Origin of the sequence: Streptomyces sp. CA-249302, assembly GCF_050936785.1 — a bacterium.
GTDB lineage: Bacteria > Actinomycetota > Actinomycetes > Streptomycetales > Streptomycetaceae > Streptomyces.
In genome coordinates, this window is sequence record NZ_JBNJMG010000001.1 from 2,898,652 (window position 1) to 2,918,623 (window position 19,972).

The 19,972-nt window shown below is 70.4% G+C and carries 21 protein-coding genes and 1 pseudogene; 10 read left to right on the forward strand and 12 right to left on the reverse strand.

The window, feature by feature from the left end; genetic code table 11:
- Nucleotides 1-20: 20 nt before the first annotated feature.
- The 3 genes from pknB to ACQEWB_RS13120 all read left to right on the forward strand — a co-directional run bounded on the left by pknB (nucleotide 21) and on the right by ACQEWB_RS13120 (nucleotide 3,422).
- Nucleotides 21-1,943 (forward strand): Stk1 family PASTA domain-containing Ser/Thr kinase, encoded by a 1,923-nt coding sequence (gene pknB, locus ACQEWB_RS13110; protein WP_432830354.1) that lies wholly within the window; start codon nucleotides 21-23, stop codon nucleotides 1,941-1,943.
- 34 nt (nucleotides 1,944-1,977) lie between these two features.
- On the forward strand, nucleotides 1,978-2,847 hold the full coding sequence (locus ACQEWB_RS13115) for a deoxyribonuclease IV (RefSeq protein ID WP_432830356.1): 870 nt from the start codon (nucleotides 1,978-1,980) through the stop codon (nucleotides 2,845-2,847).
- 83 nt (nucleotides 2,848-2,930) lie between these two features.
- Nucleotides 2,931-3,422: a DUF4396 domain-containing protein gene (locus tag ACQEWB_RS13120; RefSeq protein ID WP_432830358.1), complete on the forward strand. Its 492-nt coding sequence runs from the start codon at nucleotides 2,931-2,933 to the stop codon at nucleotides 3,420-3,422.
- Between the two features lie 22 nt (nucleotides 3,423-3,444).
- Here the strand turns inward: ACQEWB_RS13120 and ACQEWB_RS13125 are convergent, their stop codons facing one another.
- Nucleotides 3,445-4,092 carry a sulfite oxidase-like oxidoreductase gene (locus ACQEWB_RS13125; protein WP_432830360.1) on the reverse strand — a complete coding sequence of 216 codons (648 nt, stop codon included), beginning with the start codon at nucleotides 4,090-4,092 and terminating at the stop codon, nucleotides 3,445-3,447.
- Nucleotides 4,093-4,266: 174 nt separating this feature from the next.
- Between ACQEWB_RS13125 and bfr the strand changes: the two genes are divergently transcribed.
- Nucleotides 4,267-4,746, forward strand: a complete 480-nt coding sequence (bfr, locus tag ACQEWB_RS13130) for a bacterioferritin (protein ID WP_242760906.1) — start codon at nucleotides 4,267-4,269, stop codon at nucleotides 4,744-4,746.
- Between the two features lie 5 nt (nucleotides 4,747-4,751).
- On the opposite strand, the pseudogene ACQEWB_RS13135 reads toward bfr, so the two are convergent.
- Together ACQEWB_RS13135 and ACQEWB_RS13140 are read right to left on the reverse strand one after the other, a co-directional pair.
- Nucleotides 4,752-5,017, reverse strand: a pseudogene (locus ACQEWB_RS13135) ((2Fe-2S)-binding protein).
- Nucleotides 5,018-5,137: 120 nt separating this feature from the next.
- A complete protein-coding gene (locus tag ACQEWB_RS13140) occupies nucleotides 5,138-6,490 on the reverse strand; it encodes a class II 3-deoxy-7-phosphoheptulonate synthase (protein ID WP_432830362.1) in 1,353 nt (450 codons plus the stop codon).
- 95 nt (nucleotides 6,491-6,585) lie between these two features.
- Here ACQEWB_RS13140 and ACQEWB_RS13145 point away from each other — a divergent pair, with 95 nt between their 5' ends.
- A complete protein-coding gene (locus tag ACQEWB_RS13145) occupies nucleotides 6,586-6,642 on the forward strand; it encodes a trp operon leader peptide (RefSeq protein ID WP_071528813.1) in 57 nt (18 codons plus the stop codon).
- Between the two features lie 89 nt (nucleotides 6,643-6,731).
- Nucleotides 6,732-8,588, forward strand: coding sequence for an anthranilate synthase family protein (locus ACQEWB_RS13150; protein WP_432830364.1), 1,857 nt, complete (start codon nucleotides 6,732-6,734; stop codon nucleotides 8,586-8,588).
- Between the two features lie 24 nt (nucleotides 8,589-8,612).
- Here the strand turns inward: ACQEWB_RS13150 and ACQEWB_RS13155 are convergent, their stop codons facing one another.
- The 4 genes from ACQEWB_RS13155 to ACQEWB_RS13170 all read right to left on the reverse strand — a co-directional run bounded on the left by ACQEWB_RS13155 (nucleotide 8,613) and on the right by ACQEWB_RS13170 (nucleotide 12,435).
- Nucleotides 8,613-9,641 carry a 6-phosphofructokinase gene (locus ACQEWB_RS13155; RefSeq protein WP_432830366.1) on the reverse strand — a complete coding sequence of 343 codons (1,029 nt, stop codon included), beginning with the start codon at nucleotides 9,639-9,641 and terminating at the stop codon, nucleotides 8,613-8,615.
- A gap of 109 nt (nucleotides 9,642-9,750) precedes the next feature.
- Nucleotides 9,751-10,428: a response regulator gene (locus tag ACQEWB_RS13160; protein ID WP_432830368.1), complete on the reverse strand. Its 678-nt coding sequence runs from the start codon at nucleotides 10,426-10,428 to the stop codon at nucleotides 9,751-9,753.
- On the reverse strand, nucleotides 10,425-11,648 hold the full coding sequence (macS, locus tag ACQEWB_RS13165; RefSeq protein ID WP_432830370.1) for a MacS family sensor histidine kinase: 1,224 nt from the start codon (nucleotides 11,646-11,648) through the stop codon (nucleotides 10,425-10,427). The genes ACQEWB_RS13160 and macS overlap by 4 nt, the downstream gene beginning before the upstream one ends.
- 34 nt (nucleotides 11,649-11,682) lie before the next feature.
- Nucleotides 11,683-12,435, reverse strand: coding sequence for a lysophospholipid acyltransferase family protein (locus ACQEWB_RS13170; RefSeq protein WP_432843787.1), 753 nt, complete (start codon nucleotides 12,433-12,435; stop codon nucleotides 11,683-11,685).
- Between the two features lie 160 nt (nucleotides 12,436-12,595).
- On the opposite strand from ACQEWB_RS13170, the gene ACQEWB_RS13175 reads away from it, so the two are divergent.
- The 4 genes from ACQEWB_RS13175 to ACQEWB_RS13190 all read left to right on the forward strand — a co-directional run bounded on the left by ACQEWB_RS13175 (nucleotide 12,596) and on the right by ACQEWB_RS13190 (nucleotide 15,749).
- Nucleotides 12,596-13,375, forward strand: a complete 780-nt coding sequence (locus ACQEWB_RS13175) for an alpha/beta hydrolase (RefSeq protein WP_432843789.1) — start codon at nucleotides 12,596-12,598, stop codon at nucleotides 13,373-13,375.
- Nucleotides 13,368-13,964: a hypothetical protein gene (locus tag ACQEWB_RS13180; RefSeq protein ID WP_432830372.1), complete on the forward strand. Its 597-nt coding sequence runs from the start codon at nucleotides 13,368-13,370 to the stop codon at nucleotides 13,962-13,964. The genes ACQEWB_RS13175 and ACQEWB_RS13180 overlap by 8 nt, the downstream gene beginning before the upstream one ends.
- A 164-nt stretch (nucleotides 13,965-14,128) precedes the next feature.
- Nucleotides 14,129-14,752 (forward strand): RNA polymerase sigma factor, encoded by a 624-nt coding sequence (locus ACQEWB_RS13185; RefSeq protein WP_432830374.1) that lies wholly within the window; start codon nucleotides 14,129-14,131, stop codon nucleotides 14,750-14,752.
- Nucleotides 14,745-15,749, forward strand: coding sequence for a CU044_5270 family protein (locus ACQEWB_RS13190; RefSeq protein WP_432830376.1), 1,005 nt, complete (start codon nucleotides 14,745-14,747; stop codon nucleotides 15,747-15,749). The genes ACQEWB_RS13185 and ACQEWB_RS13190 overlap by 8 nt, the downstream gene beginning before the upstream one ends.
- Here ACQEWB_RS13190 and ACQEWB_RS13195 read toward each other — a convergent pair.
- From ACQEWB_RS13195 to ACQEWB_RS13215, 5 genes are all read right to left on the reverse strand, one after another.
- Entirely contained in the window at nucleotides 15,746-16,453 is a 708-nt protein-coding gene (locus tag ACQEWB_RS13195; RefSeq protein ID WP_432830378.1) for an endonuclease/exonuclease/phosphatase family protein, read from the reverse strand. The genes ACQEWB_RS13190 and ACQEWB_RS13195 overlap by 4 nt on opposite strands.
- A 138-nt stretch (nucleotides 16,454-16,591) precedes the next feature.
- Nucleotides 16,592-17,545, reverse strand: coding sequence for an ROK family glucokinase (locus ACQEWB_RS13200; RefSeq protein ID WP_432830380.1), 954 nt, complete (start codon nucleotides 17,543-17,545; stop codon nucleotides 16,592-16,594).
- 107 nt (nucleotides 17,546-17,652) lie between these two features.
- A complete protein-coding gene (locus ACQEWB_RS13205; protein ID WP_432830382.1) occupies nucleotides 17,653-18,150 on the reverse strand; it encodes a DUF5304 domain-containing protein in 498 nt (165 codons plus the stop codon).
- A gap of 57 nt (nucleotides 18,151-18,207) precedes the next feature.
- Nucleotides 18,208-19,365 (reverse strand): ArsA family ATPase, encoded by a 1,158-nt coding sequence (locus tag ACQEWB_RS13210; protein ID WP_432830384.1) that lies wholly within the window; start codon nucleotides 19,363-19,365, stop codon nucleotides 18,208-18,210.
- Nucleotides 19,366-19,471: 106 nt separating this feature from the next.
- Entirely contained in the window at nucleotides 19,472-19,915 is a 444-nt protein-coding gene (locus ACQEWB_RS13215) for an SRPBCC family protein (RefSeq protein WP_432830386.1), read from the reverse strand.
- Nucleotides 19,916-19,972 lie beyond the last annotated feature (57 nt).

Here is a 19,972-nt window from a genome sequence, read left to right on the forward strand (position 1 = left end):
CGGCTCGTACACTCACCTGCGTGGATACGACCCTTCAGGACCCTCTGGTCGGGCAGGTGCTCGACGGCCGCTATCGCGTGGACGCGCGGATCGCGGTCGGCGGGATGGCCACGGTCTACCGGGCCCTGGACACCCGCCTCGACCGCGTGCTCGCGCTGAAGGTGATGCACCCGGGCCTCGCGGCCGACGGCACCTTCGTCGAGCGGTTCATCCGGGAGGCGAAGTCGGTCGCGCGGCTGGCGCACCCGAACGTGGTGCAGGTCTTCGACCAGGGCGCCGACGGGTCGTACGTCTACCTCGCCATGGAGTACGTCGCCGGCTGCACCCTGCGTGACGTGCTGCGCGAGCGCGGGGCGCTCCAGCCGCGCGCCGCCCTGGACATCCTGGAGCCGGTGCTCGCCGCGCTCGGCGCCGCGCACCGGGCCGGGTTCGTGCACCGGGACATGAAGCCGGAGAACGTGCTGATAGGGGACGACGGCCGGGTCAAGGTCGCCGACTTCGGGCTCGTCCGGTCCGTGGACACGGTGACCAACACGACCGGGACCGTCCTCGGCACCGTCTCCTACCTCGCGCCGGAGCAGATCGACAACGGCACGGCCGACCCCAGGGTCGACGTGTACGCGTGCGGTGTCGTCCTCTACGAGATGCTCACCGGCGACCGCCCGCACGAGGGCGACTCCCCCGCGATAGTGCTCTACAAGCACCTCCACGAGGACGTCCCGCCCCCGTCGGCGGTCGTGCCCGGACTGCCGTACGCGCTGGACGAGTTGGTCGCCTCGGCCACCGCCCGCACCCCCGACATCCGCCCGTACGACGCGGTGGCGCTGCTCGCGCAGACCCGTGAGGTGCGTGCTTCGCTCAGCCCGGACCAGCTTGACCTGGTGCCGCCGCAGGCGGTCACCTCGGACCGGAACATCGCGGAGGACCGTACGAGCGTCATCCCGCGCTCGCTGACGGTGCCACGCCCGCTGCCGGTGAACGAGGACGAGTCCGGCGTCCACCGCACCAGCGTGCTGGCGGCTCCCCCGCCGCTGCCGCCCCGCGGCCGTGGCGCGCGCTCGCGGCGCGGACCGCTGGCGATCGTCGTCGCCGTCCTGCTGATCCTCGGCGTCGGCACGGGCGTCTGGTACATCAACTCCGGCCAGTTCACCAAGGTCCCGCTGGTGCTGGCGAAGACGCAGACCCAGGCGAGCAAGCAGCTGAGCGACGCCGGGCTCGACCTCGGCACGGTCAAGCACGCCTACAGCGACACGGTGAAGCGGGGCACGGTCATCAGCTCGGACCCCGAGCCCGGCAGCCGTATCCGCGACAACTCCAGGGTGACGCTCACCATCTCCGACGGTCCGGAGACCGTGAAGGTGCCCTCGCTCGAGGGCTACCGGCTGGACAAGGCACGCGCCCTGCTGAAGAAGGACGGGCTCGAACCGGGCATGGTCACCCGGGAGTTCAGCGACGACGTCCCCAAGGGCTTCGTGATCTCCACCGACCCGGACGAGGGCATCGAGCGGCACGCGGGCTCGGCGATCGCGCTGACCGTGAGCAAGGGCAGCGCCGTCGACGTCCCGGACGTCACCGGCGAGGACCTCGCGGACGCGAAGGCCGACCTGGAGGACGCGGGCCTGAACGTGAAGGTCGCCGCCCAGCAGGTCAACTCCGAGTACGACAAGGGGCAGGTCGCCACGCAGACCCCGGCGGGCGACGGCCAGGCCGCCGAGGGCGACACGGTGACCCTGACCCTGTCCAAGGGCCCCGAGATGATCGAGGTCCCGGACGTCACCGGCGACAGCGTGGACGACGCGAAGAAGGCGCTGGAGGACGCGGGCTTCCAGGTCGACGAGGACCGGGGTCTGCTGGGCCTGTTCGGCGACACCGTCAAGAGCCAGTCCGTGGAGGGCGGCCAGACGGCACCCAAGGGGTCGACGATCACCATCAAGATCCGGTGACGGAACGGCTCGTACCGCATGACACCCTGAGTGGGTGAAGAAGCAGCAGTCCCGCAACCCCGTCGGCGGTCATGTCCCCGTGGCCGGTGGCCTGAACTCGGTCGGCCTCGCCTACGCCCGTGAGCTGAAGGCCGAGACCGTGCAGGTCTTCGTCGCCAACCCGCGCGGCTGGGCCACGCCCGTCGGGAACCCGCGTCAGGACGAGGAGTTCCGCGCGGCCTGCGCGGACGGGTCGATCCCGGCGTACGTCCATGCGCCGTATCTGATCAACTTCGGTTCGCACACCGAGGCCACCGTCGAGAAGTCGGTGGAGTCGCTGCGGCACTCGCTGCGGCGCGGGCGGGAGATCGGGGCGCTGGGTGTGGTGGTGCACACCGGCAGTGCGACGGGCGGGCGGGAGCGGTCCGTGGCGCTGAAGCAGGTGCGCGAGCACATGCTGCCGCTGCTGGACGAGCTGACGCACGACGACGACCCCTTCCTGCTCCTGGAGTCGACCGCCGGGCAAGGTGCCTCGCTCTGTTCCCGGACCTGGGACTTCGGGCCGTACTTCGAGGCGCTGGACGCCCATCCGAAGCTGGGCGTCTGTCTGGACACCTGCCACATCTTCGCCGCGGGGCACGACCTGACCGGCCCGAGCGGTATGCACCAGACGCTCGACCTGCTGGTGGACACCGTCGGCGAGGGCCGGCTGAAGCTGATCCACGCCAACGACTCCAAGGACGTGGTCGGCGCGCACAAGGACCGGCACGAGAACATCGGCTCGGGCCACATCGGCGAGGACCCGTTCCGGGCGCTGATGACCCACCCCGCGACCGAGGGCGTACCGCTGGTCATCGAGACGCCCGGCGGCAAGGAAGGGCATGCGGCGGACGTGGAGCGGCTGAAGAAGCTCCGGGACTCGTAGTCGTACGAGCCTCGCGGAATACCCCTGGGGGGTATACGGTTCCTGTCAGGTGCAGGAACCGTTGTCCGACGTTGGGGGCACCCATGCAGCACGAGGCACACGCACACGAGCACGAGACCCACGCGCACCACCACCCGGCCGCCGCCACCTGGGCCATGGCCGCCCAGGCCACCCTGCACTGCCTCACCGGATGCGCCATCGGCGAGGTGCTGGGCATGGTGATCGGCACCGCGCTGGGCTGGGGGAACCTGTCGACGACGATCCTGGCGATCGTGCTCGCGTTCTTCTTCGGCTACTCGCTCACCCTGCGCGGGGTGCTGAAGGCGGGCCTCGGCTTCCGCGCCGCGTTCCGGGTGGCGCTGGCCGCGGACACCCTGTCGATCGCCGTGATGGAGCTGATCGACAACGGCGTGATCGTGCTGTGGCCGGACGCGATGGACGCCGGCCTCGCCGACCTGCTGTTCTGGGGCTCGCTGGCGATCTCGCTGGTGCTCGCCTTCCTGGTCACCACGCCCGTCAACAAGTGGATGATCGGGCGGGGCAAGGGGCACGCGGTGGTGCACCAGTACCACTGACGTGCGCGAAGGACGCCGGGAGTCAGAGCTCGGGGCCGTCCCCGGGCTCTTCCTGGTAGGAGTAGCGCTGCTCCTTCCAGGGGTCGCCGACGTTGTGGTAGCCGCGCTCCTCCCAGAAGCCGCGGCGGTCGGCGGTCATGTACTCCACGCCGCGGACCCACTTGGGGCCCTTCCAGGCGTACAGGTGCGGGACGACGAGCCGGAGCGGGAAGCCGTGTTCCGCGGTCAGCAGCTCGCCGTCCTTGTGGGTGGCGAAAATGGTCCGTTCGGACGCGAAGTCCGCCAGCCGGAGATTCGAACTGAAGCCGTACTCGGCCCACACCATCACATGGGTGACGGTGGGCGCGGGCGGCGCGGACTCCAGGATCGTACGGGCCTGAATGCCGCCCCATTCGGCGCCCAGCATGCTGAACTTCGTGACGCAGTGCAGGTCGGCGACGACGCCGGTGTACGGCAGGGCCGTGAACTCCTCGTGGTTCCAGCAGTGCTTCTCGCCGTCCGCGGTGGCGCCGAAGACCCTGAACTCCCAGCGCTCGGAACGGAACTTGGGGACCGGCCCGTAGTGGGTCACCGGCCAGCCGCGCTGGAGGCGCTGTCCCGGCGGAAGCTCGGGCTGACCCGCTTCTCCTGAATCGCGCTCTCCCGATTCGCGCTCCGCCGGCTGACCCATGACTCCATCCTGACAGACCGGGAAGGGTGCATCCGACCGCGACCACCCAAAGGCGGGCAATCGCGACTAAGCATGGACTTACTTACTAAGTGAAGACTTACTGGACGATCTTCGTCGCCAGTGCAATCATGCGGCGCAACCTGCCAGTTCCCACGGTCGGAAGGAGCCTCTGCGATGCAGGGCGACCCCGAGGTCATCGAATTCCTCAACGAGCAGCTCACCGGCGAGCTGACCGCGATCAACCAGTACTTCCTGCACGCCAAGATGCAGGAGAACTTCGGTTGGACGAAGCTCGCGAAGTACACCCGTCACGAGTCGTTCGACGAGATGAAGCACGCCGAGGTGCTCACCGACCGGATCCTCTTCCTGGAGGGGCTGCCGAACTACCAGCGCCTCTTCCACGTGCGCGTGGGGCAGACGGTCAAGGAGATGTTCGAGGCGGACCGGCAGATCGAGGTCGAGGCGATCGACCGGCTCAAGCGGGGCATCAAGGTGATGCGCGAGAAGGGCGACGTCACTTCCGCGAACATCTTCGAGTCGATCCTCGAGGACGAGGAGCACCACATCGACTACCTCGACACCCAGCTGGAACTGGTCGAGAAGCTCGGCGAGGCGCTCTACATCGCACAGCTGATCGAGCAGCCGGAGAGCTGAGAGAGCTAGGCGGCTTCCTCGAGGTCCGCGATCTCGGAGAGCACCGGCTGGCCCTGATCGGCCAGCTCCCGACGCGGACACGCACCCCTGCCGAGCAGCGCCTGAATGCGACGTACGCACGAACCGCAGTCCGTGCCCGCCTTGCAGGCGGAGGCTATCTGGCGGGGGTGCAGGCACCGTCCTCCGCGTGCTTCTTGACCTGTTGCTCCGTGATGCCGAAGCAGCTGCAGACGAACACGCGGTTCACCTCCCGGCGGGATCGTGGCGCCATCCCCGTTGATCGGTGAGGCTAACCTAACCTTACCCGCCGTGCAGTGGCCGCAAAAGTGGAGTGGGGCGCGGATCGTATGTGATCCGCGCCCCACTCATATGCCGGTAACAGGTGCTCCCGTCACTGGTCCCTGTACATCTCCGCCACCAGGAACGCCAGGTCGAGCGACTGGCTGCGGTTCAGGCGGGGGTCGCAGGCCGTCTCGTAGCGCTGGTGCAGGTCGTCGACGAAGATCTCGTCGCCGCCGCCCACGCACTCGGTGACGTCGTCACCGGTGAGCTCGACGTGGATGCCGCCCGGGTGGGTGCCGAGGCCCTTGTGGACCTCGAAGAAGCCCTTGACCTCGTCGAGCACGTCGTCGAAGCGGCGGGTCTTGTGACCGGAGGCCGCCTCGAAGGTGTTGCCGTGCATCGGGTCGGTCACCCAGGCCACGGTCGCGCCGGAGGCGGTGACCTTCTCGACCAGCTCGGGCAGCCTGTCGCGGACCTTGTCGGCGCCCATGCGGACGATGAAGGTCAGCCGGCCGGGCTCCCGGTCGGGGTCGAGGCGCTCGATGTACTGGAGCGCGTCCTCGGCCGTGGTGGTCGGGCCGAGCTTGATGCCGATCGGGTTACGGATCCGCGAGGCGAACTCGATGTGCGCGCCGTCCAGCTGCCGGGTGCGCTCACCGATCCACACCATGTGCCCGGAGACGTCGTAGAGCTGACCGGTGCGCGAGTCGACGCGGGTGAGCGCCGCCTCGTAGTCGAGCAGCAGCGCCTCGTGCGAGGAGTAGAACTCGACGGTCTTGAACTCCTCCGGGTCGGTGCCGCAGGCCCGCATGAAGTTCAGCGCGTTGTCGATCTCCCGCGCGAGCTGCTCGTAGCGCTGGCCCGACGGGGACGACTTCACGAAGTCCTGGTTCCAGGCGTGCACCTGGCGCAGGTCGGCGTAGCCGCCGGTGGTGAAGGCGCGCACCAGGTTGAGCGTGGAGGCGGAGGCGTTGTACATCCGCTTCAGGCGCTCGGGGTCCGGGATGCGGGACTTCTCGTCGAAGGCGAAGCCGTTCACCGAGTCACCGCGGTACGTCGGCAGGGTCACGCCGTCGCGGGTCTCGGTGCCCTTGGAGCGCGGCTTGGAGTACTGGCCGGCGATCCGGCCGACCTTCACGACCGGCACGGACGCGGCGTACGTCAGCACGGCGCCCATCTGGAGCAGGGTCTTGAGCTTGTTGCGGATGTGGTCGGCCGACACCGCGTCGAAGGCCTCGGCGCAGTCGCCGCCCTGGAGGAGGAACGCCTCTCCCTTGGCGACGGCCGCCATCCGGGCGCGCAGCTGGTCGCACTCGCCCGCGAAGACGAGCGGCGGATACGACTCGAGGTCCGCAACGACTGCGCGCAGAGCCTCGGTGTCGGGGTACTCGGGCTGCTGCGCCGCGGGCAGGTCTCGCCAGGTGTTGCCAGCGCTGGCGCTGGTCTTAGCGTTCACGGTCACGCCACAACATTACGGGGTCGTGTCCTGGCTCCAGCGCCATGCCCAGCAAATGAGACACGGGGTACGCGGTACGGACATGGGGTAGTGTGCGGCGCATGTTCGCGCACTCGACCCAGAACTGGTGGTGGACCGCTCATCCGGCGGCCCACTGACTGCGCGTACGCAAGACTTCGCGAAGGCCGCCCGAGGGGCGGCCTTCGGTGTTTCCGGGGTCGTTCCTCCCTCACCAGGCAGAGGAACCATGGACCTGACACAGCTGCTGGACGACGACCGCCCTTTCGCCCTGCTCCGCCGCCGCACGCCCGGTCATGACGAGGACACCGTGGAGGTGTTCCTCGGGCCGGTGCGCGCCTACGAGCGGCTCGCCGACCTGCCCGACGAAGGGCTCGCGCTCGTCCCCTTCCGGCAGATCCGCGAGCGGGGCTTCGACGTGCGGGACGACGGGACGCCGTTGCTGGCCCTCACCCCTACAGTGCTATGTCACATTCCACTGGCCGAGGCGCTCGCCCAGCTCCCCGCCCACGACGTCCGCGTCGAGAACGGCACCTTCGACGTCGCCGACGAGGAGTACGCCGGGATCGTCGGCCGCGTCCTGCACGAGGAGATCGGCCGCGGCGAGGGTGCCAACTTCGTGATCCGGCGGACGTACGAGGGTGAGATTCCGGGCTTCGGACGCGCCGACGCCCTCGCCCTGTTCCGGCGGCTCCTCGAGGGCGAGCGGGGCGCGTACTGGACCTTCGTCGTGCACACCGGCGACCGGACGCTCGTCGGCGCCAGTCCCGAGGTGCACGTGCGGATGTCCGGCGGGACCGTCGTCATGAACCCGATCAGCGGGACGTACCGCTACCCCGCCGAAGGCCCCAGTCCCGAGCACCTGCTCGGCTTCCTCGCCGACGGCAAGGAGATCGAGGAGCTGTCGATGGTCGTCGACGAGGAGCTCAAGATGATGTGCACGGTCGGCGACATGGGCGGGGTCGTGGTCGGCCCGCGCCTGAAGGAGATGGCCCATCTCGCGCACACGGAGTACGAGTTGCGCGGCAAGTCGTCACTGGATGTCCGCGAGGTCCTCAAGGAGACCATGTTCGCGGCCACCGTCACGGGCTCCCCCGTGCAGAACGCCTGCCGGGTCATCGAGCGGCACGAGACCGGCGGACGTGGCTACTACGCCGGCGCGCTCGCGCTGCTCGGCCGGGACTCCGGCGGCGCCCAGACCCTCGACTCCCCCATCCTGATCCGCACCGCCGACATCGACGCCGACGGCCGCCTTCGGGTCCCGGTGGGCGCCACCCTGGTCCGCGGCTCCGACCCGGCGAGCGAGGTCGCCGAGACGCACGCGAAGGCCGCGGGCGTACTGGCGGCTCTGGGTGTACGGCCGTCCCGCCCGCGTGAGCGGCACGCGCGCGTACGTCTCGCCGACGACCCACGCGTGCGTGCCGCGCTGGACGGGCGCCGGGCCTCGCTCGCGCCGTTCTGGCTGCGGATGCAGGAGCGGTCCGCGGAACTCGCCGGACACGCCCTGGTCGTCGACGCGGAGGACACCTTCACGGCGATGCTCGCGCATGTGCTGCGGTCGGGCGGTCTTGAGGTGACCGTGCGGCGCTATGACGAGCCGGGCCTGAAGGAGGCTGTTCTCGCCCATGAGGGGCCGCTGGTGCTCGGCCCCGGTCCCGGTGACCCGTCCGACCTGGACGACCCGAAGATGCGGTTCCTGCGGGAGCTGACCGCCGAGGTGATCCGCGGTCACCGGCACGGTGTGCTGGGCGTCTGCCTGGGCCACGAGCTGATCGCGGCCGAGCTGGGCCTGGAGATCGTACGGAAGGAAGTCCCGTACCAGGGCGCGCAGACGACGATCGACCTGTTCGGACAGGCCGAGACCGTCGGCTTCTACAACAGCTTCGTGGCGCGCTGCGACGACGAGGCGCTCAGTGAACTCGCCGCCCACGGCGTCGAGTTGAGCCGGGCCGACAATGGCGAGGTGCATGCCGTACGCGGCCCCGGGTTCGCCGGCGTGCAGTTCCACCCGGAGTCGATCCTGACGCTGGACGGCGCCACGGTCGTGCGGGAGCTGATCGGTCAGCTGCGGAACACGACCGTCTAGGCGCCTGTCGGGGTCGGATTCGGGTCAGCCGAAGAAGACCCCGACCTCCTCGTACAGCTTCGGGTCGACCGTCTTCAGCTTCGCCGTGGCCTCCGCGATCGGGACGCGGACGATGTCGGTGCCGCGCAGGGCGACCATCTTGCCGAAGTCGCCGTCGCGGACGGCCTCGATGGCGTGCAGGCCGAAGCGGGTGGCCAGCCAGCGGTCGAAGGCGCTCGGTGTGCCGCCGCGCTGGATGTGCCCGAGGACGGTCGTCCGGGCCTCCTTGCCCGTGCGCTTCTCGATCTCCTTGGCCAGCCACTCGCCGACGCCGGAGAGGCGGACGTGCCCGAAGGAGTCGAGCGACTCGTCCTTGAGCACCATGTCGCCGTCCTTGGGCATGGCGCCCTCGGCGACGACCACGATCGGGGCGTACGAGGCCTTGAAGCGGGAGGTGATCCAGGCGCACACCTGGTCGACGTCGAAGCGCTGCTCGGGGATGAGGATGACGTTGGCGCCGCCGGCCAGCCCGGAGTGGATGGCGATCCAGCCGGCGTGCCGGCCCATCACCTCGCAGACCAGGACGCGCATGTGCGACTCGGCGGTGGTGTGCAGGCGGTCGATGGCCTCGGTGGCGATGCCGACCGCGGTGTCGAAGCCGAAGGTGTAGTCGGTGGCGGAGAGGTCGTTGTCGATGGTCTTGGGTACGCCGACGACGGGGACGCCGTACTCGTCGGTGAGGCGGGCCGCGACACCCAGGGTGTCCTCGCCGCCGATCGCGATGAGCGCCTCGACCTCCAGCTTGGCGAGGTTCTCCTTGATCCGGCGGATGCCGTTCTCCTGCTTGAGGGGGTTGGTGCGCGAGGAGCCGAGGATGGTGCCGCCGCGGGGCAGGATGCCGCGCACGGCGGGGATGTCGAGGCGGACGGTGTCGCCTTCGAGGGGTCCGCGCCAGCCGTCCCGGAAGCCGACGAAGTCGTAGCCGTACTCCTGCACGCCCTTGCGGACGATGCCCCGGATGACGGCGTTGAGCCCGGGGCAGTCGCCGCCTCCGGTCAGTACTCCGACCCGCATGGAAATGTCCCTTCGCCGCGGTTGCCTGGATACAGCCACGCTAATGGTGATCCAGGTCACAGAGGGATGGGCGGGAAGGGCAATTCCGGTGAATCAGCGGGATGTTGGTTTACTCGTCGTCAAGCCCGCGCTCTATCGCGTACCTCACCAGCTCGACCCTGTTGTGCAGCTGGAGCTTGCCGAGGGTGTTCTGGACGTGGTTCTGGACCGTGCGGTGCGAGATGACCAGGCGCTCGGCGATCTGCTTGTAGCTCAGCCCCTTGGCGACCAGCCGCAGCACCTCGGTCTCCCGGTCGGTGAGCTGCGGGGCCTTCGGCTCGTCGGGGTCCGAGGAGGGCGCGGGGTCGGAGGCGAGGCGGCGGTACTCGCCGAGGACCAGTCCGGCCAGGCCCGGCGTGAACACCGGGTCGCCGACGGCGGTACGGCGCACCGCGTCCAGGAGTTCCTCGGTGGACGCCGACTTCAGCAGGTAGCCGGTCGCGCCCGACTTCACGGCCTCCAGCACGTCGGCGTGCTCGCCGCTCGCGGAGAGGACCAGGACCCGCAACGCCGGGTTGTGGCCGACGAGTTCCTTGCAGACCTGGACGCCGGGCTTCAGCGGCAGGTTGAGGTCGAGGACGAGCACGTCGGGCCCGGCGGCCTTGGCGCGGCGCACGGCCTGGTCGCCGTCGCCCGCGGTGGCCACCACGTCGAAGCCGGACGCGGTCAGGTCGCGGGCGACGGCGTCGCGCCACATCGGGTGGTCGTCGACCACCATGACCTTGATCGGGCCCTGCTGCTCGCTCATCGGTTCCTCACCTTCACGTCTTCCGCGTCCTTGGGCACCTTCAGCTCGACCTCCGTGCCCTGCCCGGGAATCGAGATCAGCTCGGCGCTGCCGCCCAGCTCGCGCAGCCGGCCCCGGATCGACAGGGCGACGCCGAGCCGCCCCTCCCCCTCGGCCTGCGCGAGCCGCCCCTCGGGGATGCCGGGTCCGTCGTCCCGGACGGTCACCACGACCTCGCCGGGCTCGTCCTCGACGAGGATCCACGCGCGCGCGTCCTCGCCTGCGTGCTTGTGCACGTTGTCCAGGGCGGCGCCGACGGCCGCGGCCAGCTCCTTCGCGGCGGGCGCGGGCAGCAGCACCGGGGCGCCGGGCTCGGCGAAGCTGACCTTCGCGGCGGCGTACGGGGCGAGCAGGGCGCGCAGGTCGACCGGGGCGTCCTCGTCGTAGGAGGGCTCGTCGACGACCCTTACGACCGCGCCCTCGGCCGCGTTCTCCGAAGCCCGGGACACGGGGACCAGGCCGCCGGAGACCAGGGTGCGCAGGGCGACCTCCTGCTCCCCGGCCATCCGGCCCAGCTCGCCCGCCTCGCCGCCGATGACCGCACCGCGCCGCTGCACCATGGCCAGCACCTGAAGCACGCCGTCGTGGATGTCCCGGGCGAGCCGCTCCCGCTCCCTGGTCGCGGCCTCGATCTCCAGGGCGCGGGCGAGGGTGCGCTCGGAGGCGCGGGCGACCTCGACGACGTAACCGATGGCGATGGAGGCGACCCAGACCAGGATCACGTTGTGGACGGTGTCGCGGGCCGGGGCGCCGCGCTCGATGAGGTTGGCGGCGGCGACCGGCGTGGAGGCGAAGGCGGCCCAGCGCCAGCCACCCTTGATGGCGTACGCGAGGACCGAGCCGGCGGTCCATATCGACGGCAGGGTGGGGCCGCCGCTGTGGATGTGCTCGTCGTTGGCGGCCAGCGGGGTCAGCAGGATGCCGGTGAGGGCGATGGCGAGGTCGACGGCGAGGAAGCGCTTGGTGCAGGCGGCCGCGTTCTGGACCCGGGGCAGGGTGGCGAGCGTCCAGACGAACAGGACGCAGTAGTACGCGACGGCGATGCCCGCGTGGTCGAACTCGTCGTAGGCGGTGGCGAACAGGCCGACCGCGTACAGCATGGTGAGCACCCGGTACCCGGTCAGGGCACGCCACAGCGGCTGCTCGACCGACATCCTCATGACCCGCTCACGTCTGGCCACGTCCCCCACCCCATAGACCGCACCGACCGCCAGCCTAGGCCCCGGACTTCTCCTTCTTGGCCTGTTCCCTGGCCAGTTCCCTGGCCTGCTCCTTGTCGGCCTTCGCCGCGTCCGCGATCTGCCGCTTGGCGGCGGTCGCGTACATGTCGACGTACTCCTGGCCGGAGAGCTTCATGATCTCGTACATGACCTCGTCGGTGACCGCGCGCAGGACGAAGCGGTCGTGCTCCATGCCCTGGTAGCGGGTGAAGTCCAGGGGCTTGCCGATGCGGATGCCCGGGCGCATCAGCTTGGGCATGACCTTGCCCGGCGGCTGGATCTTCTCCGTGTCGATCATGGCGACCGGGATGACGGGCGCGCCGGTGGCCAGCGCCACGCGCGCGAGGCCGCCGGGCTTGCCGCGGTAGAGGCGGCCGTCGGGCGAGCGGGTGCCCTCCGGGTAGATCCCGAACAGCTCACCGCGCTCCAGGACCTCGATGCCGGCCTTGACGGCCGCCTCGCCGGCGCCGCGCGCGCCCGAGCGGTCCACCGGGAGCTGCCCCGCGCCCTTGAAGAAGGCGGCCGTGAGGCGGCCCTTCACGCCGGGCGTGGTGAAGTACTCCGCCTTCGCGATGAAGGTCACCTTGCGGTCGAGGACCGCGGGCAGGAAGAACGAGTCGGAGAAGGAAAGGTGGTTGCTCGCCAGGATCGCGGCCCCCTCGGCCGGAATGTTCTCCAGGCCCTCCACCCAGGGTCGGAAGGCGACCTTCAGCGGTCCGCCGATGGCGACCTTCATCGTGCCGTACAACACCCGTGTGCCTCCTGTTTCCGTCGGTCAGACCTTAACCCGGCCCGCCGTCAAAGGCGCCGACGGCCCTGGTCGGTGTCAGTGCCGTCGCGTACGGTGAAGCACACCTGGACTCACGTCACTCTCATGAACACCCACTCTCATGAACAGGAGACCGATGGTGCCGGTCCTCCCTGGAGCCGAGCCGTTCCGCCACGAGGGCGGCGAGGTCGGCGTCCTCCTCTGCCACGGCTTCACCGGTTCGCCCCAGTCCCTGCGCCCCTGGGCGGAGTACCTCGCCGAGCGCGGCTTCACGGTCGCGCTGCCCCTGCTGCCCGGGCACGGCACCCGCTGGGAGGACATGCAGCTCACCGGTTGGCAGGACTGGTACGCGGAGGTGGACCGCGAGCTGCGCGCCCTCACCGAGCGCTGCTCGCAGGTGTTCGTGGCCGGGCTGTCGATGGGCGGCGCGCTGGCCCTGCGGCTCGCCGCCAAGCACGGGGACGCGGTCTCCGGCGTCATGGTCGTCAACCCGGCGAACAAGGTGCACGGCCTCGCCGCGTACGCCCTTCCGGTGGCCCGGCATCTCGTCCGGACGACGCCGGGCATCGCCAGCGACATCGCGAAGGAGGGCAGCGCGGAGCTGGGGTACGACCGGGTGCCGTTGCACGCGGCCCACTCGCTGCGGAAGTTCTTCCAGCTGGTCGACCGCGAGCTGCCGCAGGTCACCCAGCCGCTGCTGCTTCTGCACAGCCCGCAGGACCATGTGGTCCCGCCCGCCGACTCGGCGCGCATCCTGGGCCGGGTCTCGTCCCGGGACGTGCGCGAGATCCTGCTGGAACAGAGCTACCACGTCGCGACGTTGGACCATGACGCGGACCGGATCTTCGAGGAGAGCCTCGCGTTCATCGGCCGGCTCGCAACCGGTGTCGGCAAGGAAGGGACGGCCGCTGGTGGCTGAGCACGGTTCGGATCGCGAGGACCGCGAACCGGAAGAGCAAGGCGTCCCCTTCGACGAGGACGCCGCATGGGCCGCGATCGTCGCCGGGTACGGCGAGGAACCGAAGGACCCGCCGGGCACCAAGCCCTTCAAGTCGATCGAGGACCTCGCGCTGCTCGAACCGGAGACGAACGACGGCTCCGGGACCGAGACGCCGAAGGAGAAGAAGGAGCCGACGGAGACGAAGGGGGAGGAGAAGCCGGCCAAGCCCCTGGGCGGCTCGGTCTCCTTCGCACCCGGCGTCGGCCCGCGCGACTACACGTCGCCCGAGCCGTCCGAGGACGACTTCGAAGAGGACGACGAGGGCCACTTCGTACCGCCGGAGCCGCCTCCGCTGCCCGCCGCCGACACCACCGCGAAGTTCGCCTGGCTGGGCGTGGTCGGCGGTCCGATCCTGCTGCTGCTCGCCGTGCTGTTCGGCTGGGACATGACCTGGTGGCTGGCCACGGTCGGCATCGGCGGCTTCCTGGGCGGGTTCGCGACGCTGGTGATGCGGATGCGCACGGACGACGAGGAGGACGACGACCCGGGCCGCGGCGCCGTCGTCTGACGCGCACTTCTTGGGCCGAGGGCCCGTCCGGAGACACTCCGGACGGGCCCTCGGGCGTCTCCGCCCCGAAAAGGGAACTCGATCGCGCCGAACGGCGAAGGACAGGTGAACGAGCTCAACAAGCCCAAGCCTTCGAGGCGTTCAGAGGAACGAAAGGAGCCCCGATGACCGTCGGACCACCGGGCACCGGCACCCGCGACGAGGATCGCGAGGACAGCGACGCCCGGGTGATCGCACGGTCCCGGGACGAGCCCGAGCGGTTCGCCGCGCTCTTCGACCGGCATGCCGACGCCGTGCACCGCTATGCGGCCCGGCGGCTGGGTCCGGAGACGGCGGAGGATCTGATGGCGGAGACCTTCGTCACCGCCTTCCAGCGACGCCATACGTACGACCTCACGCGTGCCGACGCCCGCCCGTGGCTGTTCGGCATCGCGACCAACCTCGTGGGCCGGCACCGCCGGGCCGAGGCACGCCGCTTCAAGGCGCTGTCCCGGCTGCCGGAGCCGGTGGAGCACGAGGAGCCGGTCGCGGAGCGCGCGGTCGCCAGGGCCGGTGCCACGGGGGTGCGCCGGGAACTGGCGGCCGCGCTGAGCGGGTTGTCCGCCCGGCAGCGCGACGTCGTCCTGCTGGTGGCCTGGGCCGGCCTCGACTACGAGGAGGCCGCCGAGGCGCTCGGCGTGCCGGTCGGCACCGTCAGATCGCGGCTGCACCGGGCTCGCAGCAGACTGCGCGAAGCACTGGGCGGAAGCGATCCGACGGCTTTCCGAGAGGCAGACGCCCATGCGTGACATCGACGAACTGCGTGAACTGAGGGACTTCGACACGGGGGCTCCCCCGCTCGACGACGCGACCAGGCAGCGGGCCCGGGCCCGGCTGCTCGCGGCGATCGACGGGCCCGCCGCGCGGGTACGGCCCCGCCGCCCCGTCCTGCGCATCGCCCTGACGGCCGGGCTCGCCGCCGCGGTCGCGGCCGGTGTGCTGGTCGCCGTACGCCATGACGACGGCACCACCACGCACCGCACGGCGAAACCGCCGGCCACCAGCGCGCCCGCCATGCGGAACGTGAGCGCGCAGACGGTACTCAAGGGGGCCGCCGCGTACGAGCGTGCGCACGCGCGGACGGCGAGCCCGCGGGACGACCAGTTCATCTACACCAAGGAGATCATCAAGGAGACGAACCAGAAGACCGGGGTCACGAAGAGCTATGTCGACGAGAACTGGCGTTCCGTGGACGGCTCCCAGCGGTCCTGGATCATGGAGATCGGGCACGGTTGGTGGTCGCCGCCGCTGAAGAAGGGCGAGAGCGTGTGGCCGCCGCAGGACTGGGGCACGTTGCGGAAGCTGCCGACCGACCCGAAGCAGCTGATCCTTTCGCTCAAGAACGAGTACGGCGGCCACACCACCTCCCTCGACGACCTGAGCGACGAGGACTGGTCGCAGATCCACTTCAGCCTCGCCGGGCTGCTGAAGCTGGTCCCGGTGATGCCGGAGGGGCTGCGGCCCGCGGCCTACGAGGCGCTCGGCATGGTCCCGGGGGTGAAGGTCGTGCCGGACCAGAAGGACGCGAAGGGGCGTACCGGGGTGGCGATCACGTACGTCGACCCGACACTCCCGAAGGGCTCGCGGAGCTTCGGCGGGTACTTCATCTTCGACCCGGTGACGTACGAGTTCCTCGGCTTCCGCGACCAGCGGACCTCGGGGGACGGCGCCGCCATGAAGACGTACACCCAGCTCTCGTATCTCGACAGCTGGGCGGTGGTGGACCGGGTGAAGGAACGCCCCTAGGCGGCGGGGATGCCGAGGGTGGCCAGGACCGGGAGATGGTCCGTGGCCGCCCTCAGGTCCGTGTCGGTGACGCCGGGGAGGTCGGTGGGGACACCGCAGCCGAGTACTTCGACGCCCTTGGTGGCGAAGATCGCGTCGATACGGCGGTGTGGCTCGTCGCGGGTCCAGGTGTGCTCGCCGCCCCGGGGCTTGACGGCCCGGCAGTCCTGTAGGTTCTCGGCCAGGCGGCGGAAAGTACGGCCTTCAGGGCGGTCGTTGAGGTCGCCGCCCGCGACGGCGTGGTCCACGCCCATGCCGGCGAGGCGGTCGAGGAGCAGGCCTGCCTGGTCGTGGCGCTCGTCGTTGTCGAGGCTCAGGTGGCAGCTCAGGACGCCGAGGCGGGCGTCGGCGATGCGGACGACCGCGGTCGCGAAGCCGCGGCGGTGCCGGCCGGGGGTGAGGGGGAGGAGGACGTCCTCGGTGCGTTCGACCGTGACGCGGAGGTTGCAGAGGATGGCGGGGCCGGCCGCGGTTCCTCCGCCGGTGAGGATGACCTGGTCCGAGGCCGACGCGAGCCTTGCGAGTTTCTTGCGCCAGCGGAAGAAGCGTGGGGCTTCTTGGACGAGGACTAGATCCGGGTCGCAGGCGGTGATGACGCGGGCCAGCGCGGCGGTGTCGTCGCGCATCGAGCGGATGTTGTAGCTCAGGACTTTGACGACTGCCATGTGGATCAATGTACGCCCAAGGGGGAGGGGCGCGGGGAGCGTGCGCGAGTGCCGGTTCGTCGTGGCTTGTCGCGCCCCGCGGCGGAGCCGCTGATGTCACAGCCCCGCGCCCCTGAAAGACATTTCCCTGGCGCCTGATTACATGATCGGGTCGGGTTCTCTTGCCAGGTCGGCCGCTCCCACCAGGCCCGCCTCGTTGCCCAGTTGGGCCGCGATGACCTCGGCCACCGGGCGCCAGTTGCCGCCCACCAGCCAGCGTTTGTAGGACTTGCGGATGGGGTCCAGGACCAGTTCGCCCTCGTCGGAGAGGCCGCCGCCGACGATGAAGGCCGAGGGGTCGAAGAGGGAGGCCAGGTCGGCCAGGCCGGCGCCGGCCCAGCGGGCCAGTTCGCGGTAGGAGTCGACGGCCACCGGGTCGCCCTGGCGGGCGGCCATGGAGATGTGCTTGCCCTCGATGCCCTCGGGGCTGCCGTCACCGAGGCCGAGCAGGATCTCGGCGTTCTCGGGGGTCGCGTTGGCGCGCTGCTTGGCGTACCTCACCAGGGCGCGTCCGGAGGCGTACTGCTCCCAGCACCCCTGTGAGCCGCAGCCGCACAGCAGTCCGTCCGGGACCATCCGGATGTGCCCGAACTCGGCCGCCACTCCGAAGTGTCCACGGCGCAGCTTGTTGCCGATGATGATGCCGCCGCCGAGGCCGGTGCCGAGGGTGATGCAGATGACGTTGCGGTGGCCCTTGCCTGCGCCGAACTTGTACTCGCCCCACGCGGCCGCGTTGGCGTCGTTCTCCACGACGACCGGGAGGCCGACGCGGGCCTCGACCTTCTGCTTCAGCGGCTCGTTGCGCCAGTGGATGTTGGGCGCGAAGTAGACCTCCGAGCGCTGGCGGTTGACGTAGCCGGCGGCACCGATACCCACGCCGACGATCTCGTGCCCGGCGCGTGCGCCGTCCACCGCAGCGGCGATGGCGTCCACGATGCCCTCGGGCGTGCCCGGGGTCGGCACCTTGTGGGTCGAGAGGATGTTGCCTTCCTCGTCGACCACACCGGCCGCGATCTTGGTGCCGCCGATGTCGACGCCGATGGTGAGTCCCATGAATCCCTCAGTTTCGGTCGAGCCCCGCTACGGCCAACCGTACCCGAGGCCCTGCGGTCAGGGACTCGTCGTCCACCCGCCGGGCAGGCGGGCCCGAGAGGGACCCGTCAGTCCAGGTCGATGCGCTGCCCGGGCCCCGTGCCCTCGCCGTCGTCCCGGTTGTTCTCGTCCAGGTCCTTGTGCAGGTCGGTCGGCCGCGTCCAGCGCTGTTCCTGGGCCTGGACCGCGGAGCGGTAGGCGGCCAGGAGCTCACCGCCCGCGGCCGCCAGGTGATCGAAGACATCCGGGTTGCGCTCGATGACGGGCTCGACGGCGGCCTTGGCCTGCTGGACGACCTGCTTCACCACCTGCTGGGCGGCGGGCCCGGCGACCGCGCCGAACAGCGGCGACTGGATCGACGACAGCTTCTCCGAGACGGCGTCGACCAGCTTGCGCAGTTCCTCGGCGGCCGAGACCGGCGGCTGGCCGTACTCGGCACGGCGGCGGGCCTTCTCCGCGGCGAGGTCCTCGGCGACCGCCGTCGCCCAGGCGTCGGCGTCGGTGGCCCGCACCTCGTCGACGGCATCCTTCGCACCGGCATCCGACGGGGGGAGCTCTTCGCTCATGACGGACTCCTGACTACGGTTCGTCCCTACGACGTTACCCGAATGGGCGTACGTCGTTCACTGCCTCTCCGGCCAGAGATCCGGGTCCGGCGCGAACCGGATCCGCAGCTCGCCCTCGCGCAGCGAGGCCCCGGCGACGGTGCACCGCCGCAGCGCCGACGGCAGCGCCACGATCCGACGGAACCGCCCCGCCGTGACGACGAGTTCGTCACCGCGCCGGACGAGGTCCAGGTCGTCGCGTATCGCCCCGGGAAGCGGGATGTGCCACACGAGTACCCCGTCCTCGCCGATCCGGTCGACGACGGGCCACTCGACGGTGGAGGTCGTGTCGTTGACGCCGGGAACGGGTAGCGCGGCGAGGTCGTCGGTGCCACGCGGGTCATGGCCGAGATGCGGAACGGTCCGTACGTCGTACGACTCCCGCCACTCCTCCAGCACCTTGCGCTGCTGGGCGACGAGACCGCCGGGCCACTCCTCGGACACGACCCGGCTCGCGACGAGAACGTCGGGCTGCAGCCCCCGCAGGGCCAGGGCGAGCGCGGCCTCACGCACGGCATCGGCACCGGCGGGCCCGGGCTCGGCGACCAGTCGCAGGACGGTGTCCCGATCGGCGAGCACCGCCTCCACGGCCGCCAGCTCCGTGTCCCACCGAGCGGCGGTCTCGTACAACCACTCGGACGGCATGGGCACCCCGGCCAGCCGCCCGAGGATGGGCCGCAACGCCCGCGCGGCCTGCCGCTCGGCGGGCAGCAGCCGCCGAAGGTACCGGCGGAGTTCCTCGGGGAGGGAGAGCAGCGCGAGGGCCTGCGGAATGGCCGGCAGATCGACGACCAGCAACTCGAACCGCTCCGACAGCACGGCGTCGCGAAGGGCCCGGAGGATGGTGAGCTCCTCGGCCCCGGGGAGCGGGGTGACCTCTTCGGCGTCGAGCCGGGAGGCGCCGAGAAGGTCGAGAACGTTGGCGGCACGCTCCTGGAAGGCAGTGAGATCGTCCCGGAAACCGGCGGCGGCGTCAGGCCGCCATGCCGTGAGGTTCGGGGCGACGGAGACGGGCGCCGGGCCGGTCGTCGTGCCGAGGACCACACCGAGGCTGTCGGCACGGTCGGCGCTGAGAACGAGGGTGCGGGTCCCCTCACGGGCAGCCGCAAGGGCCGTAGCGGCAGCAACAGTCGTACGACCGACTCCGCCAGACCCGGTGATCAGGATGGTGCGCATGATGGGCAACGGTAACGGAGACGCCCTAAGGGGCGCGGGGCTGTTACATCAGCGGCTGCGCCGCGGGGCGCGACCAGCCACAACGCACCCGCACCCAAGAACGAGCCTACTTCTCCCCCGACTCCACCCGCTTCTTAAGACCCGCCAGCGCCCGGTCGATGATGACCTTCTCGGCCTTCCGCTTGATCATCCCCAGCATCGGGATCTTGACGTCCACGGTCAGCTGGTAGACGACCTCGGTCGCCCCGTCCCCGGCGGCCTTCAGGATGTACGCCCCGTCCAGCGACCGCAGCATCTGGGACTTCACCAGCGTCCAGGAGACCTCGTTCTCCCCGGTCCAGGTGTACCCCAGCACCTGGTCGTCCTTGATCGCCCCCGCGTCCATGACGAGCCGCACCTGCTCGGCCCGCCCCTGCGCGTCGGTGGAGAGGACCTCCGCCTCCTTCACCTCGCCGGTCCAGTCCGGATACCGGGCGAAGTCGGCGATCACCCCCATGACGTCGGCCGGTGCCGCCTCGATCGTGATGCTCGAGCTGGTGTGTTCCGCCATCGCCGTGGCTCCTCCAGATGCGGGCCGGTAATGAGGTCGTCCTGCGCACGTGTGTGC

What these genes read in the sequence shown, in the direction of transcription:
- ACQEWB_RS13155 (WP_432830366.1), bottom strand. Translation starts at nt 9,641, where the DNA reads ATGCGGGTCGGAGTACTGACCGGAGGCGGCGACTGCCCCGGGCTCAAC.
- ACQEWB_RS13215 (WP_432830386.1), bottom strand. Translation starts at nt 19,915, where the DNA reads ATGGCGGAACACACCAGCTCGAGCATCACGATCGAGGCGGCACCGGCC.
- ACQEWB_RS13190 (WP_432830376.1), top strand. Translation starts at nt 14,745, where the DNA reads ATGCGTGACATCGACGAACTGCGTGAACTGAGGGACTTCGACACGGGG.
- ACQEWB_RS13120 (WP_432830358.1), top strand. Translation starts at nt 2,931, where the DNA reads ATGCAGCACGAGGCACACGCACACGAGCACGAGACCCACGCGCACCAC.
- ACQEWB_RS13195 (WP_432830378.1), bottom strand. Translation starts at nt 16,453, where the DNA reads ATGGCAGTCGTCAAAGTCCTGAGCTACAACATCCGCTCGATGCGCGAC.
- ACQEWB_RS13185 (WP_432830374.1), top strand. Translation starts at nt 14,129, where the DNA reads ATGACCGTCGGACCACCGGGCACCGGCACCCGCGACGAGGATCGCGAG.
- ACQEWB_RS13200 (WP_432830380.1), bottom strand. Translation starts at nt 17,545, where the DNA reads ATGGGACTCACCATCGGCGTCGACATCGGCGGCACCAAGATCGCGGCC.
- ACQEWB_RS13205 (WP_432830382.1), bottom strand. Translation starts at nt 18,150, where the DNA reads ATGAGCGAAGAGCTCCCCCCGTCGGATGCCGGTGCGAAGGATGCCGTC.
- ACQEWB_RS13150 (WP_432830364.1), top strand. Translation starts at nt 6,732, where the DNA reads ATGGACCTGACACAGCTGCTGGACGACGACCGCCCTTTCGCCCTGCTC.
- ACQEWB_RS13210 (WP_432830384.1), bottom strand. Translation starts at nt 19,365, where the DNA reads ATGCGCACCATCCTGATCACCGGGTCTGGCGGAGTCGGTCGTACGACT.
- ACQEWB_RS13125 (WP_432830360.1), bottom strand. Translation starts at nt 4,092, where the DNA reads ATGGGTCAGCCGGCGGAGCGCGAATCGGGAGAGCGCGATTCAGGAGAA.
- ACQEWB_RS13160 (WP_432830368.1), bottom strand. Translation starts at nt 10,428, where the DNA reads ATGAGCGAGCAGCAGGGCCCGATCAAGGTCATGGTGGTCGACGACCAC.
- bfr (WP_242760906.1), top strand. Translation starts at nt 4,267, where the DNA reads ATGCAGGGCGACCCCGAGGTCATCGAATTCCTCAACGAGCAGCTCACC.